We start from the raw sequence: 12,004 nt of genomic DNA, 5'->3' as shown, positions 1-12,004 counted from the left end.
TAGCAATAAAGAACGGGCTAAGAAATTGCTTAGTCCGTTCTTTATTTTATCAATACGTGCAGTTGTTCACCGCTTACAATCCAACGTAGTGGCCAATAAGTACAATCAAAAGTAAATAGCTTAAAGCGAATTGACTTCTGTTACTAATCGGTAACCAAATCCGCGCACGGTTTTGATAAGCTTAGGTTTCTTTGGATCAACCTCAAGTTTATCGCGAAGATGCGAAATATGAATATCAACAATCCGGGAACTACCAAGTAATTCATACCCCCAAACGCCATTTAAGAGTTGTTCGCGACTAAGGACTTGCCCTTGATGACTGATTAAGTAATTTAAAAGCTGAAATTCTTTCTTGGTTAAGCTGACTAATTTTTTGTTTTTGCTAACTTCAAAATGAGTTCGATCAACTTGAATAGGACCGATAGTAATAAGTTGCTGTGGTTTTTCCTTCTTTGGTTGATTTAATTGACGATGTTTAACAATTTGCTGGTAAAGCCACCATTTTTGTTCGAGATAGGCGCAAAAGACATCCATAGCAATTTGACGACTGAAGATACCATCAATTCTAGTTCGGTACAGTTTGCGTTGAACGCGGGCTTCCTTGGTGTCACTTAAGACAAGAATGGGTTTAAAAAAATCATGCCGAATTAGCATTAAGGTTGCTAAGGTGGTATCTAGGTTACATGCTGCCGTATCCCAAATTACACAGTCAAAAGTCGCCGAGAATAGAGTAGTAACGCTTTGGGTTGCGGTAGTAAGCGAAGTAATTTGCCAGTCTTTTTGAATACCGATTTTTTCAAGCCGGGTTTGAAACGAGGAATCTTTTGATAGCAACAGTATTTTTTGGATTGTCATCACCTCATAATTTACCAAATCTTTACATTCTTCATAATTAGCCTTTACAGTCGTTGTTTATGCTTTATTTGTACCATGGAAAAGGTAGGAAAACAACATTTGAGGATAATACAAACATGAAAAAAATAATTGCTTTTGTTTTATGTACCTTGGGAATTGCGCTTGTTTGGGGGGCATGGGAAGCACATACAAGTGGGCAGTTAAAGCAAACCAAAATTACTAATGTTGGTTCAACAGCTCTACAACCTTTAACTGAAGCTGCAGTACCAGGATTCTTAAAAAAAAATTCACAGATTAGCTTAACCGTCCAGGGGGGGGGATCAGGGACAGGTATAAGTCAAGTCCAAGCAGGGGCTGTTGATATTGGGTCATCTGATGTCTTTGCAGAACAAAAAGCGGGAGTTCAAGCTGGTCAGTTGAAAGATCATATTATTGCTGTTTCTGGTATCGTTCCAATTGTGAATCCAAACCTGCCAGTTCGAAACCTTACAAGTCAGCAGCTTCGGGATATCTTTACCGGGAGAATAAAAAATTGGCAAGTAGTTGGGGGACCGGACCTGGCTATTACGGTAATTAATCGTGCTGAAGGGAGTGGAACTCGGGTAGCGTTTGAACAAGTGATTTTAAAAGGGAGGCCAGCAATGGTGACTCAGGAGCAAGATTCAAATGGAACGGTTAAGCAAATCGTAGCCAATACTCCAGGGGCAATCAGCTATGTTTCTTTACCTTACGTTAATCAGTCTGTTAAGACCATCAAATTAAATGGTATTACAGCGAACTCAAAGAATATTATTACTAATAAGTGGCCATTGTGGTCCTATGAGCACATGTATACACAGAAGCACGCTAAGAAGGAAGCTAATCAATTTATTACTTACATGCAATCGCCAGTAATTCAGAAAAAGTTGATTAAAAAGGCTCACTATGTAAGTGTTCACGATATGGAAGTACAACGAGATGCGAATGGGAAAGTGACCCCGATGAAGGGAGAAAATTAAGATGAAAAACTGGGAAAAGTATCTAATGGGGCCGTCGAAAGAAAGAACTCAAGAAAGAGTAGGCCGGGGGATAACCGGTTTGTCAATTCTCATGATTGGCCTCTTAGTAGGAATAATTCTCCTTTTTTTAGTTGGTAAAGGAAGTCAACTTTTTCTTAAAGATGGTGTTAGTTTTCAAGAATTCATTTTTAAAACTGTCTGGGCACCGGGAAATGAAGTATATGGGGCCGCATCAATGATCATTACTTCGTTATTAGTAACGATGGTTGCTGGGTTAATCGCGCTTCCGTTTGCTTTAGCAGTGGGGGTTGCAGTTACTGAAATCCTACCGCCGATTACTAAAAAAATAATTCAGCCAATAATTGAACTCTTAGTCGGGATTCCTTCCGTGGTTTACGGACTAATTGGGTTAACAGTAGTGGTTCCCATTGTTCGGCAATTGGTTGGTGGAACCGGGTTTGGGATTATCGCCGCAAGCGTCGTGCTATTCTTAATGATTATGCCAACAATTACTTCGATGATAATTGATGCCTTTCAAGCAGTTGATCAAGATCAACGACGGGCTTCGGCTGGGTTAGGAGCCACTCGTTGGCAAACAATTACCCGAATCGTTATTCCCGCAGCTAAAGGAGGAATATTAACAGCATTAATTTTTGGGATGGCCCGGGCTTTTGGGGAAGCCTTAGCGGTTCAAATGGTGATAGGGAATGCGGCCATCATGCCTTCTATTCAGGGGTCCGCAGCTACTATTACCAGTGTTTTAACAACCGGAATGGGAAATACCATTCTGGGTACCCCGGCTAATGATGCTCTCTGGTCGCTGGCCTTAATTCTACTCGGGATGTCGTTAGTTTTTAATCTTTTGATGCACTTCGTTACAAGAAAGGAAGCATAGTATGACCAAGGCAGAGCGAATTGATCGAATTGCTACTATTCTTATTTTACTGTTAGCATTAGCTGTTGTCGGATTAGTGATAACCGTCCTCGGTTTAATATTAATTCCTGGAATTTCTCACATCTCATGGCATTTCTTGACGAGTTCGTCGCAATCCTTTGAAACCGGTGGCGGAATTTTCGATCAGCTTTTTAATTCTTTTTACTTGGTAGTGTTAACCTTACTTATTTCGGTACCTTTAGCCTTAGGAGCCGCAATTTATTTAAACGAATATGCAAAGCAAAATTGGTTTACGGACAGTTTAAGATTAGCAATTGAAGTTCTTAGTTCTTTACCCTCAATTGTGATCGGTTTATTTGGTTACTTAGTTTTTGTTTTAAAATGGGGACTAGATTTTTCACTCTTAGCTGGTGCCTTAGTTTTGACCATTCTAAACCTTCCATTGTTAACCCGGACTAGTGAAACAGCACTTAGTCAGGTGCCAAACTTGCAACGTCAGGCCGGACTGGGACTGGGGATGGCTAAGTGGCAGGTGATTTTAAAAATAGTGCTTCCGGCTGCCTTACCGGGGATTTTAACGGGAGCCATTCTTAGTGCGGGACGAATTTTCGGGGAAGCGGCCGCCCTAATTTATACTGCCGGCCAAAGTACGATTACTGTTAATTACCAAGATTGGAATCCTTTTTCGCCAACCAGTTTTTTAAATCCAATGCGACCTGCTGAAACACTTGCGGTGCACATTTGGAAACTAAATACGGAAGGCCTAATTCCCGATGCCAGTGCGGTATCAAGCGGGGCCGCCGCGGTCTTAGTTTTAACGATTTTACTTTTTAATTTAGGGGCCCGCTTAATTGGCCACTTGATTTCAAAAAGACTTGAAAAATGAGGAGATAAGTAATGTTAGAAGTTGAAAATTTAACTATTACGTATAGTGAGCATCCAGTATTGAAGGGAATTGAAATGGCTTTTCCTGACCATCAAATTACTGCATTAATTGGGGCTTCCGGATCTGGTAAATCGACCTTATTAAGAAGTCTCAATCGGATGAATGATGGGATTGCAAGCGTTGATGGGCATATTAATTTTCATGGGGTTGATATTAATCAGCCTAACGCAAATGTCTATCGGATTCGTCAAGCAATTGGAATGGTTTTTCAACAACCGACTCCTTTTCCAATGTCAATTTATGAAAATGTAGTTTATGGTTTGCGGTTGCGAGGAGAGAAAAATCGCCAACTTTTAGATCAACGAGTTGAAGAGAGTCTGCGACAAGCAGCGCTTTGGAATGAAGTGAAAGATCGGCTGAAATCACCTGCCCAAGCCCTTTCTGGTGGTCAACAACAGCGATTGTGTATCGCTCGGACCTTAGCAACGAAACCGGAGATTATTTTGCTAGATGAGCCCACCAGTGCGCTTGACCCAATCTCGACGAGCCAAATCGAGGCGACTTTGGTTGACTTAAAGCAAAATTATACGATAATTATTGTTACACACAATATGCAACAAGCTTCGCGAATTTCAGATTGGACTGCATATTTTGAACAAGGCCAGTTAATTGAATTCCAACCAACCGAAAAGTTATTTTTAAACCCAAAGGAACAACAAACGGCAGATTACTTAAGTGGAAAATTTGGTTAAGCATAGAGGAGCGATACAATGAGTGTAATTTTCGATGCCGAATTAAAAAAACTAAAATCGCGATTTATGGAAATGGGGATTGATACCGGAGAGCAACTGTATCAGGCAACGAAGGCGTTTCTCGATCATGATGTTGAACTGGCAAAGAAGGTATTAAATCGTGATCATACTTTGAATGACGAAGAAATTAGTCTAGAAAAACGAGCCTTAAAGTTAATGGCCTTACAACAGCCGCTTGCAAATGATTTTCGGGAGATTATTAGTATCCTTAAAGCTAGTAATGACTTGGAAAGAATAGGTGATTATACTACTCATATTGCTCGGGCAACCGTTAGTTTAAATGAAGATCACCATGTTGTTGCGACTGAAAATGAGATTGCTAAGTTAGCAACTATCGTTCGCCAGATGCTTGAAAAGGTTATGGACGCCTATGCGAATATAAGCGAGAAGGCGGCTTATGAAGTTGCGAATATGGATCTTCAGATTGATGTGATCTATGTAAGTCAACAAAAAGCGGTATTAAAAGCGATGCAAGAAACGCCAAGTAGAATTCCTGTCTTTGAAAGTTATCTGGGAATCATTCGAACCCTTGAACGAACTGGAGATCATATTGTAAATTTAGCAGAATGGATTATCTATATTGCTTCTGGAAAGCTTGTTGAGCTTAATCCTGGAAAGGCCGATCCAAAGTTAGTGCAGAAAAAATTAAAAGAGATGTAATTAAATGGACCTAGATTATCAGAAGTAAAAATAATTCTAATAGGGCGTCGTTACTGAGTAACATTCGGCGATAAAAGAGGGGCCGGGAAGAAACATGCTTTTCTTCTCGACCCCTCTATTTGGTTATTGATGTTAGAATAATTCGTCTTCAAGTAATTGAAGTTGAGCTTGGTAGGATTTAGTTGTTAAAATCAAATCTTGAGCTAACCGCTTTACCCGGGTCTTAATTTCATCAGTTACGATTTGATGATCAATGATGTCTTTACTTTCAACAAAAAGGGTGGCAGGTAGTAGGGTTGCTTTCATGAAAGCGAGAATGGGTTTAAGCTGGTAATCGGCTATCAAAAAATGATGCGGACTTCCGGCAGTAATTACTGCCGTAGTGACTTTATCAGCTAAGGCTCGGGCCGGTAAAAGGTCAAGCACATTCTTCAACGCTCCGGAAATTCCAGCTTGGTAGACTGGGGTTCCAAAAATTAACGCATCGGCAGCCATGATGGTTTCGGCCACTAGACGCGTGTCACCTTCATACTCTCGAAAATCACGTCCGTCACTAAAAACCAAGTTTAAATTTCTTAGATCAAGCAAGGTGACTTCGGCTTCGGGAGCCTGCTGATTTAATTCTTTTTGAAGCGCTTTTAAAACAGTGAAGGTGTTGGAACCGGTAACTGCCCCGGATATTAAGACAACTTTCATTCTTTCATACCGCCTTTCTGGAATGCTTCACTTTCATAGGTTTGGGTATACTTTCGTAATTTTGGCAGGATTTTAGTTCCGATGGTTTCGATTTCTTCCATCACTTTCTTATGGGGAACCCCACCAAAATCGATGTGAGCAATGTATCGCTGCATCCCAAACTGTTCATATTGATATAATAATTTTTCAACGATCTCGTCGGGATTGCCGATCGCCATTACTTCGAGTGGATCGCGTTGCATCGCGAATAACCGTTTGTTGAAGCCGTAACCATTTGCCCGGGTCATTCCAACGTTTAGCCGTGGGTAATATTCACGTAAAGCTGTTGACATGTCCTTCGCGGTATAAAAGACCCCGCCAGTCGTTATTGGAAAATCAGCTGGGTCATAACCATTTAAACGGAGACTTTGCCGGTAATAGTAGATAGTTTCCTTAAATCTGGAAACTGGGCCAGCTAACATTGCTAGCGTCATTGGTACACCTGCTTTTCCAGCCTTAATAGCACTTTGGGCAGGACCGCCGACAGCGCGCCAAATTGGCATTTTACCGTTTAAGGGCCTAGGGAAGATTTCAGCATTATCTAGTGGTGGCCGAAATTTACCCGACCAGGTGACCTTTTCATTATTCGCAATTTTTAAAAGTAATTTGAATTTTTCTTCAAATAGGTCTCCATAGTCTTCAACATCGTAGCCTAATAATTTAAAGAGTCCGAGCCGGGAAGCCCGTCCGGCGACTAGTTCGGCGCGGCCGTTAGAAAGCAAATCTAGCGTGGCAAAGTTTTCAAAGACGCGGACCGGGTCGGAAGTTGAGAGAATGGTGGCATCAGACCCGATTTTAATGCGGTTGGTGGCATTGGCGATTGCTCCTAAGATCACAGCATGGGCTTGGCTTACAAAGTATTCTTGATGGCTTTCTCCGAGACCAAAGAAGTCTAATCCGGCTTCTTCAGCAAAAGTGGCAGTCTCGACGAGTTCATCAATCCGTTGTTTTTCACTTACAAATTCATTGGTTAAGGGATCTGGCATCCGATCACCTAGACTATAGAGGCCGAATTCAATTCCATTTTTGGGGTTAAAGCGGTAATCTTGTATCATTGACATGTATCTTCCCTCCTACTAACTTTATGTAAGTAATTATAAAGCAAGTTCGCTGAGATAAGAAGACGCCACTTTAATGGTATCAGGTTACTTTATCGTAACCACCTAGTGAAATGGTATAATTATGGGAAAATAAAGGAGGAGCTTAAAATGGACCTTCAACCGGTAGGCTGCAAAATTGATGATGGCTTGAGTAGTTTGTTAGGTAAGTGGAAAATTCCAATTTTAATCCAATTACGAGCGAATCCTCAGATGCGCTTTTCAGATCTACAACGGTCATTACCAGAAATTACGAAAAAGATGCTTTCCCAAACCCTACGGGAATTAGAGGAAGATGATTTAGTTGATCGTAAGGTTTATCCAACAATTCCGCCTAAAGTGGAGTATTCTTTAAGTAAGCATGGGAAAGAATTAGAGCCGACGCTTGATACTTTGCATGTTTGGGGCCTAAAGCATCTTGAGCATTTGCAACGTTTGCAAAAAAATGCCGAAAAAAATTAAGCTGTCAAGAAAAAACCCTTTACATTCATTTGGAAACTTGGTATATTATTACCTGTTAGAAAAAGGGCAAGGAGGTGTCAATGAATGTCTGTTAAGATTCGTTTAAAGCGGATGGGTTCTAAGAAGCGCCCATTCTACCGGATCGTGGTTGCTGATTCACGTTCCCCACGTGATGGTCGTTTCATCACTACGTTGGGTACTTACAACCCATTGACTACGCCAAAGGAAATTAAGTTTGACGAAGACGCAGTTATGGACTGGCTCCAAAAGGGTGCACAACCTTCCGATACTGTTCGGAACATGTTCCAAAAGGCTGGGGTCATGCAAAAGTTCCACGAAGCTAAGTACGCTAAGAAGTAATGGGATTGGTTAATGGTTACGACAGATTTTTCAGAATTAATCTTAGTCTTAGTTCGGCCTTTGGTGAAAAATCCTGCGGCTGTTAAGGTCACCCCGCGAGAAGGAGAGCGTTATCTTGATTACGTTCTCGACGTCGATCCGGCTGACGTCGGCCGGGTAATTGGTCGCCAAGGACATGTAATTTCAGCATTACGGACTTTGGTGGAAGGGGCCCGGGATAAGCGGGTGAATATGAAGAAAATTAGGTTAGTAATCAATGATCAACGCCATTAAAAAGGGTCGTGACGAGTAATTGTCGCGATCCTTTTTGCTCATATAAGGAGAAAAAAGATGAACTACTACCACGTAGGAAAAATCGTGAATAATCACGGGATCCGGGGAGAAGTCAAAGTGATGGTAACGACGGACTTTCCAGAAGAACGGTTTGCCCAAGGAAAACAATTAATCATTTTAAAGGATAATAAACCAATTAAGGTCACAGTTGAAAAAGCGCGGATGCATAAGGGAATGGAATTAATTAAGTTTGCCGAATTCGACAGCATTAATGATGTGCAAACTTTCCGGGATTGTTTTTTGGCAGTAACGGAAGCGGATCAAGCGGAATTAGCGGAAGGCGAATATTATTACCATCAAATTATTGGATTAGAGGTTGTTACGCTAGAAGGTCGTAAACTTGGAACGATCAAGGAAATTTTGGCCCCAGGGGCGAATGATGTTTGGGTAGTTGAACGGCCAAAACAATCAGATTTACTTTTACCGGTAATTGACGATGTGATTAAGAAGATCGACCTTGATGCTGGCCGAGTTGAAGTTGAATTATTGGAGGGCCTCGAATAATGCGTATTGATATTCTAAGTCTCTTTCCGGATATGTTTCAAGCAACGTTAGGTCAATCAATTGTTGGCCGCGCCCAAGAAGATGGTTTCTTGGACATTAAGGTAACAGATTTTCGGAAGTATACAACCGATAAGCATAATCACGTTGATGATGCTCCCTTTGGTGGGGGAGCGGGGATGCTACTCCAGGCACAACCAATCTTTGATGCAATGGCAGCAATCAATGAGCAAACGAAGGCCACTTATCCCAAAGGAAGGGTGATTTTGTTAGATCCTGCCGGCCGGCGGTTTGATCAAGCTTATGCGCGTGAACTTGCTCAAGAAGAACACCTGACTTTCATTTGTGGTCACTATGAAGGTTATGATGAGCGAATCCGTGAATTAGTAACTGATGAAGCTTCCCTCGGTGATTATGTTTTAACTGGCGGCGAATTAGCAGCTATGGTAATGATTGATGCGACTGCCCGCTTTGTTCCCGGAGTTTTGGGAAATATGGCTTCTCCGATGGGGGACTCGTTCTCAAATGGCCTCTTGGAATATCCTCAATACACGCGTCCAGCTGATTTTCGGGGGCGGAAGGTTCCGGAAGTCTTAACCTCAGGAAATCACCAAAAAATTCGTGAATGGCGAATCAGAGAGTCACTACGGCGCACTCTTGAACGGCGGCCAGATCTCTTAGAAACCGCAAAGTTGACATCAGAGCAACGGATAATTCTCCAAGACCTTAAACTCGAGCAGGAGGATAAATAATGGGAGCACTTCTTCATCGTCTCCTCCTTAAGGAAGATCCATCAATCTATCAGTTAAAGGATGGAAGCTTGGATCCAACGCTGACAACGATTGATTTAATCGGTTTAGGAACCGGGATGGTCGTTGGAACCGCGATCTTTACACTGCCAGGGATTGTGGCTGCTGAACATACAGGGCCAGCCGTTCCCTTAGCCTTTATTGTCGCAGCCGTGGGGGCTGGTTTATCGGCCTTAGCCTATGCTGAAACATCATCAGTACTCCCATTTGCGGGTTCGGCATTTTCTTGGATGAATGTTTTGTTTGGTGAATTTTTCGGTTGGGTCGCAGGTTGGGCGCTATTAGCTGAATATTTTATCTCGGTCGCTTTTGTTGCCTCAGGGTGGTCGGCTTATATGCAAGGATTTTTAGCCTCGTTGGGGATCAAGTTACCGGTTGCTTTAACTGGTGGCTTTAATCCTGGGAAGGGTTCTTACCTTGATTTATTCGCGGCCCTTGCGATCCTCGTAGTTGGCTGGTTACTATCTCATGGGGTTCATCAAGTTAGTCGGATTGAAAATACGATTGTCGCTATTAAACTGTTGGTGATCATTCTCTTTATTGCGGTCGGCTTGACAGCAATTCATCCGACTAATTACCTCCCATTTATTCCCCCACACAAGCCAGGAACGACTTTTGGTGGTTGGTCGGGAATTATGGCGGGAGCTTCCCAAATTTTCATTGCCTACGTTGGATTTGATGCGATCGCAGCGAATACTGCTGAAACACGAAACCCTCAAAAAATAATGCCCCGGGGATTAATTGGAACCTTAGTTTTAGGGACTGGATTCTTCATTGCGGTGTCGCTTGTTTTAGTGGGGATGTTTAAGTATAGTCGCTATGCCAATAATGCTGAACCAGCGGCTTGGGCGTTACGTCAAGCAGGCCATAACTTCACGGCTAACTTATTATCCGTGGTTGCCTTAATCGGGATCTTTTCTGCCTTAATTGCCATCCTTCTGGCGTCCTCGCGACTGATCTATGCTTTTGGACGAGATGGTTTGTTACCGCGGTTCTTGGGGAAAATTAATCACCGACATGTACCTAACCGGGCCTTATGGACGATCACGTTTCTAGCAATGATCTTAGGATCGATCTTTCCCTTTACCTTCTTAGCCACATTAGTTTCGGCGGGGACGTTGGTGGCCTTTATTTTTGTTTCTCTGGGGATCTACGCCTTACGAAAACGGGAAGGCCAGGACTTACCAGAAGCATCTTTTAAGATGCCAGGTTATCCGGTGCTACCAGCAATCTCTGCCATTTTTTCTGCCTTTATTTTTTGGAATTTAAATGTCGACGCGAAACTGTTAATGGTTGGATGGTTTGTGATTGGCTTATTAGTTTACTTTACTTATGGAATTCGCCACTCAGTTCTCGTTAACCGCCAAAATTAAAATTTAAGCTTGAGAAATCAAGTAGAATATGATATATTTGTTAGTGGCTTTTTAGCCGTTAAAAACGGTATTCCGCTGTTCCCAAGGGAAAGAATGAATATCGGCGAAAGGAAAGAAAATTATGCGTCAAAATCAATTGATCGAAAAGATTACTGCAAGTCAATTACGTAACGACATTCCTGAATTTCGGGCCGGTGATACGGTTCGGGTTCACGCCTTGATCGTGGAAGGTTCCCGGGAACGGGTTCAAATGTTTGAAGGGGTTGTTGTTAAGCGCCATGGTGCTGGGATTTCCGCTACTTACACGGTACGGAAGATCAGTAACGGGGTTGGTGTTGAACGGACTTTCCCACTTCACTCACCACGGGTTGAAAAGATCGATGTTGTTCGTCACGGTAAGGTACGTCGGGCTAAGCTCTACTACCTTCGGGAACGGACTGGTAAGGGTGCTCGGATCGCTGAACGGCGTCGCGACATCTAGTTACCAAAAAGGGCTCCAAATGGGGCTCTTTTTTTATTACATATGTATTATTACCCTCATTAAATTTTGTTGTTTTCAGGTAATTTAGGTTTAAGGTAGAAAAAAATTTACAGACTTTCCAGTTTATTTTGACCTGTCATAAGTGTTCCATGAGTAGTCCGTAACTGAAAATTAGGATCTGGTTGAGTTTCATACCAAAACTGGTTTTAGATGTAGTTCAGATATAACAATATTCATAATGGATTGAGTTTATCTATTTTAAAAGTAATACACCCCCTTTAAATGTAAAGAACCAACAATTGCTGGAAAAAAATCCAACGATTGTAGGTTCTTTTATAAAGGGGAATTTTAGGTTGGAGAAGCATGAAAAGTAAAAATGATCGTAGGTTTAGATCACTTCTTTACCATTAACAATGGTGACCTTGCTTTGAATATTCTATTGCTCCCTCAGCAGGTTCTCCACCAATTCGATTAATCATTTTGTTGTTAATACCGACTCATTATAAAGGCTTTAGTAAGGACAAATAAAAAAGAACCCCGATGACCACAAGTCAAGGTTCTTACATCATTAAGCTTGCTTTTTTTGAAAACGGGCAAGGAAACACGTTCTTTTAAGGACGTGATGAATTGCTCTAATTTTCTGTCCTTTAGGTCACATGGATAGATAAACATGTGATATAATTATTGACATGAAAGATACAAATAGACTTACGTATGGGAGAACTTCCGTATATAACTTAAATTACC

General features: G+C 41.8%; 15 protein-coding genes and 1 pseudogene. 13 read left to right on the top strand and 3 right to left on the bottom strand.

Going from position 1 to position 12,004, the window contains the following annotated elements; all coding sequences use genetic code 11:
* Nucleotides 1-120: 120 nt before the first annotated feature.
* Nucleotides 121-855 (bottom strand): winged helix-turn-helix transcriptional regulator, encoded by a 735-nt coding sequence (locus H5993_RS08215; protein WP_180869778.1) that lies wholly within the window; start codon nt 853-855, stop codon nt 121-123.
* A 116-nt stretch (nt 856-971) separates the two neighbouring features.
* Here H5993_RS08215 and H5993_RS08210 point away from each other — a divergent pair, with 116 nt between their 5' ends.
* From H5993_RS08210 to phoU, 5 genes are read left to right on the top strand one after another with little or no spacing between them, the layout of a single operon-like run.
* Complete coding sequence (locus H5993_RS08210) at nt 972-1,853, top strand: phosphate ABC transporter substrate-binding protein (RefSeq protein WP_204776984.1); 882 nt, start codon at nt 972-974, stop codon at nt 1,851-1,853.
* 1 nt (nt 1,854) lies between these two features.
* The gene (pstC, locus tag H5993_RS08205; RefSeq protein ID WP_204776983.1) at nt 1,855-2,748 is read left to right on the top strand and encodes a phosphate ABC transporter permease subunit PstC; all 894 of its coding nucleotides are present in this window, start codon (nt 1,855-1,857) and stop codon (nt 2,746-2,748) included.
* A gap of 1 nt (nt 2,749) precedes the next feature.
* Nucleotides 2,750-3,634 carry a phosphate ABC transporter permease PstA gene (pstA, locus tag H5993_RS08200; protein ID WP_204776982.1) on the top strand — a complete coding sequence of 295 codons (885 nt, stop codon included), beginning with the start codon at nt 2,750-2,752 and terminating at the stop codon, nt 3,632-3,634.
* A gap of 11 nt (nt 3,635-3,645) precedes the next feature.
* Nucleotides 3,646-4,386 (top strand): phosphate ABC transporter ATP-binding protein PstB, encoded by a 741-nt coding sequence (gene pstB, locus H5993_RS08195; RefSeq protein ID WP_204776981.1) that lies wholly within the window; start codon nt 3,646-3,648, stop codon nt 4,384-4,386.
* 18 nt (nt 4,387-4,404) lie between these two features.
* The gene (phoU, locus tag H5993_RS08190; RefSeq protein WP_180869770.1) at nt 4,405-5,106 is read left to right on the top strand and encodes a phosphate signaling complex protein PhoU; all 702 of its coding nucleotides are present in this window, start codon (nt 4,405-4,407) and stop codon (nt 5,104-5,106) included.
* Between the two features lie 132 nt (nt 5,107-5,238).
* On the opposite strand, the gene H5993_RS08185 is transcribed toward phoU, so the two are convergent.
* Both H5993_RS08185 and H5993_RS08180 read right to left on the bottom strand, forming a co-directional pair.
* Complete coding sequence (locus H5993_RS08185; protein WP_204776980.1) at nt 5,239-5,802, bottom strand: NADPH-dependent FMN reductase; 564 nt, start codon at nt 5,800-5,802, stop codon at nt 5,239-5,241.
* Nucleotides 5,799-6,902, bottom strand: coding sequence for an LLM class flavin-dependent oxidoreductase (locus tag H5993_RS08180; RefSeq protein WP_204776979.1), 1,104 nt, complete (start codon nt 6,900-6,902; stop codon nt 5,799-5,801). Before H5993_RS08180 ends, H5993_RS08185 begins: the two co-directional genes overlap by 4 nt.
* 147 nt (nt 6,903-7,049) lie before the next feature.
* On the opposite strand from H5993_RS08180, the gene H5993_RS08175 reads away from it, so the two are divergent.
* The 8 genes and pseudogenes from H5993_RS08175 to H5993_RS09740 form a co-directional block, all read left to right on the top strand.
* Nucleotides 7,050-7,400 (top strand): winged helix-turn-helix transcriptional regulator, encoded by a 351-nt coding sequence (locus H5993_RS08175; protein ID WP_204776978.1) that lies wholly within the window; start codon nt 7,050-7,052, stop codon nt 7,398-7,400.
* Between the two features lie 84 nt (nt 7,401-7,484).
* On the top strand, nt 7,485-7,760 hold the full coding sequence (gene rpsP, locus H5993_RS08170; protein ID WP_180869764.1) for a 30S ribosomal protein S16: 276 nt from the start codon (nt 7,485-7,487) through the stop codon (nt 7,758-7,760).
* A 12-nt stretch (nt 7,761-7,772) separates the two neighbouring features.
* On the top strand, nt 7,773-8,033 hold the full coding sequence (locus H5993_RS08165; RefSeq protein WP_180869762.1) for a KH domain-containing protein: 261 nt from the start codon (nt 7,773-7,775) through the stop codon (nt 8,031-8,033).
* Nucleotides 8,034-8,090: 57 nt separating this feature from the next.
* Nucleotides 8,091-8,597 carry a ribosome maturation factor RimM gene (gene rimM / locus H5993_RS08160; RefSeq protein ID WP_204776977.1) on the top strand — a complete coding sequence of 169 codons (507 nt, stop codon included), beginning with the start codon at nt 8,091-8,093 and terminating at the stop codon, nt 8,595-8,597.
* Nucleotides 8,597-9,346 carry a tRNA (guanosine(37)-N1)-methyltransferase TrmD gene (gene trmD, locus H5993_RS08155; RefSeq protein WP_180869759.1) on the top strand — a complete coding sequence of 250 codons (750 nt, stop codon included), beginning with the start codon at nt 8,597-8,599 and terminating at the stop codon, nt 9,344-9,346. Before rimM ends, trmD begins: the two co-directional genes overlap by 1 nt.
* Nucleotides 9,346-10,776 (top strand): APC family permease, encoded by a 1,431-nt coding sequence (locus H5993_RS08150; RefSeq protein WP_204776976.1) that lies wholly within the window; start codon nt 9,346-9,348, stop codon nt 10,774-10,776. The genes trmD and H5993_RS08150 overlap by 1 nt, the downstream gene beginning before the upstream one ends.
* 121 nt (nt 10,777-10,897) lie before the next feature.
* Nucleotides 10,898-11,257, top strand: coding sequence for a 50S ribosomal protein L19 (rplS, locus tag H5993_RS08145; protein WP_180869755.1), 360 nt, complete (start codon nt 10,898-10,900; stop codon nt 11,255-11,257).
* 680 nt (nt 11,258-11,937) lie between these two features.
* Nucleotides 11,938-12,004, top strand: a pseudogene (locus tag H5993_RS09740) (IS200/IS605 family transposase); the annotation flags it as partial.

Source organism: Limosilactobacillus alvi (assembly GCF_016900115.1).
In the GTDB taxonomy this organism is placed as follows: domain Bacteria; phylum Bacillota; class Bacilli; order Lactobacillales; family Lactobacillaceae; genus Limosilactobacillus; species Limosilactobacillus alvi.
The sequence above is the reverse complement of the archived record's forward strand: the minus strand, read 5'-3'. Positions and strand labels throughout refer to the sequence as shown.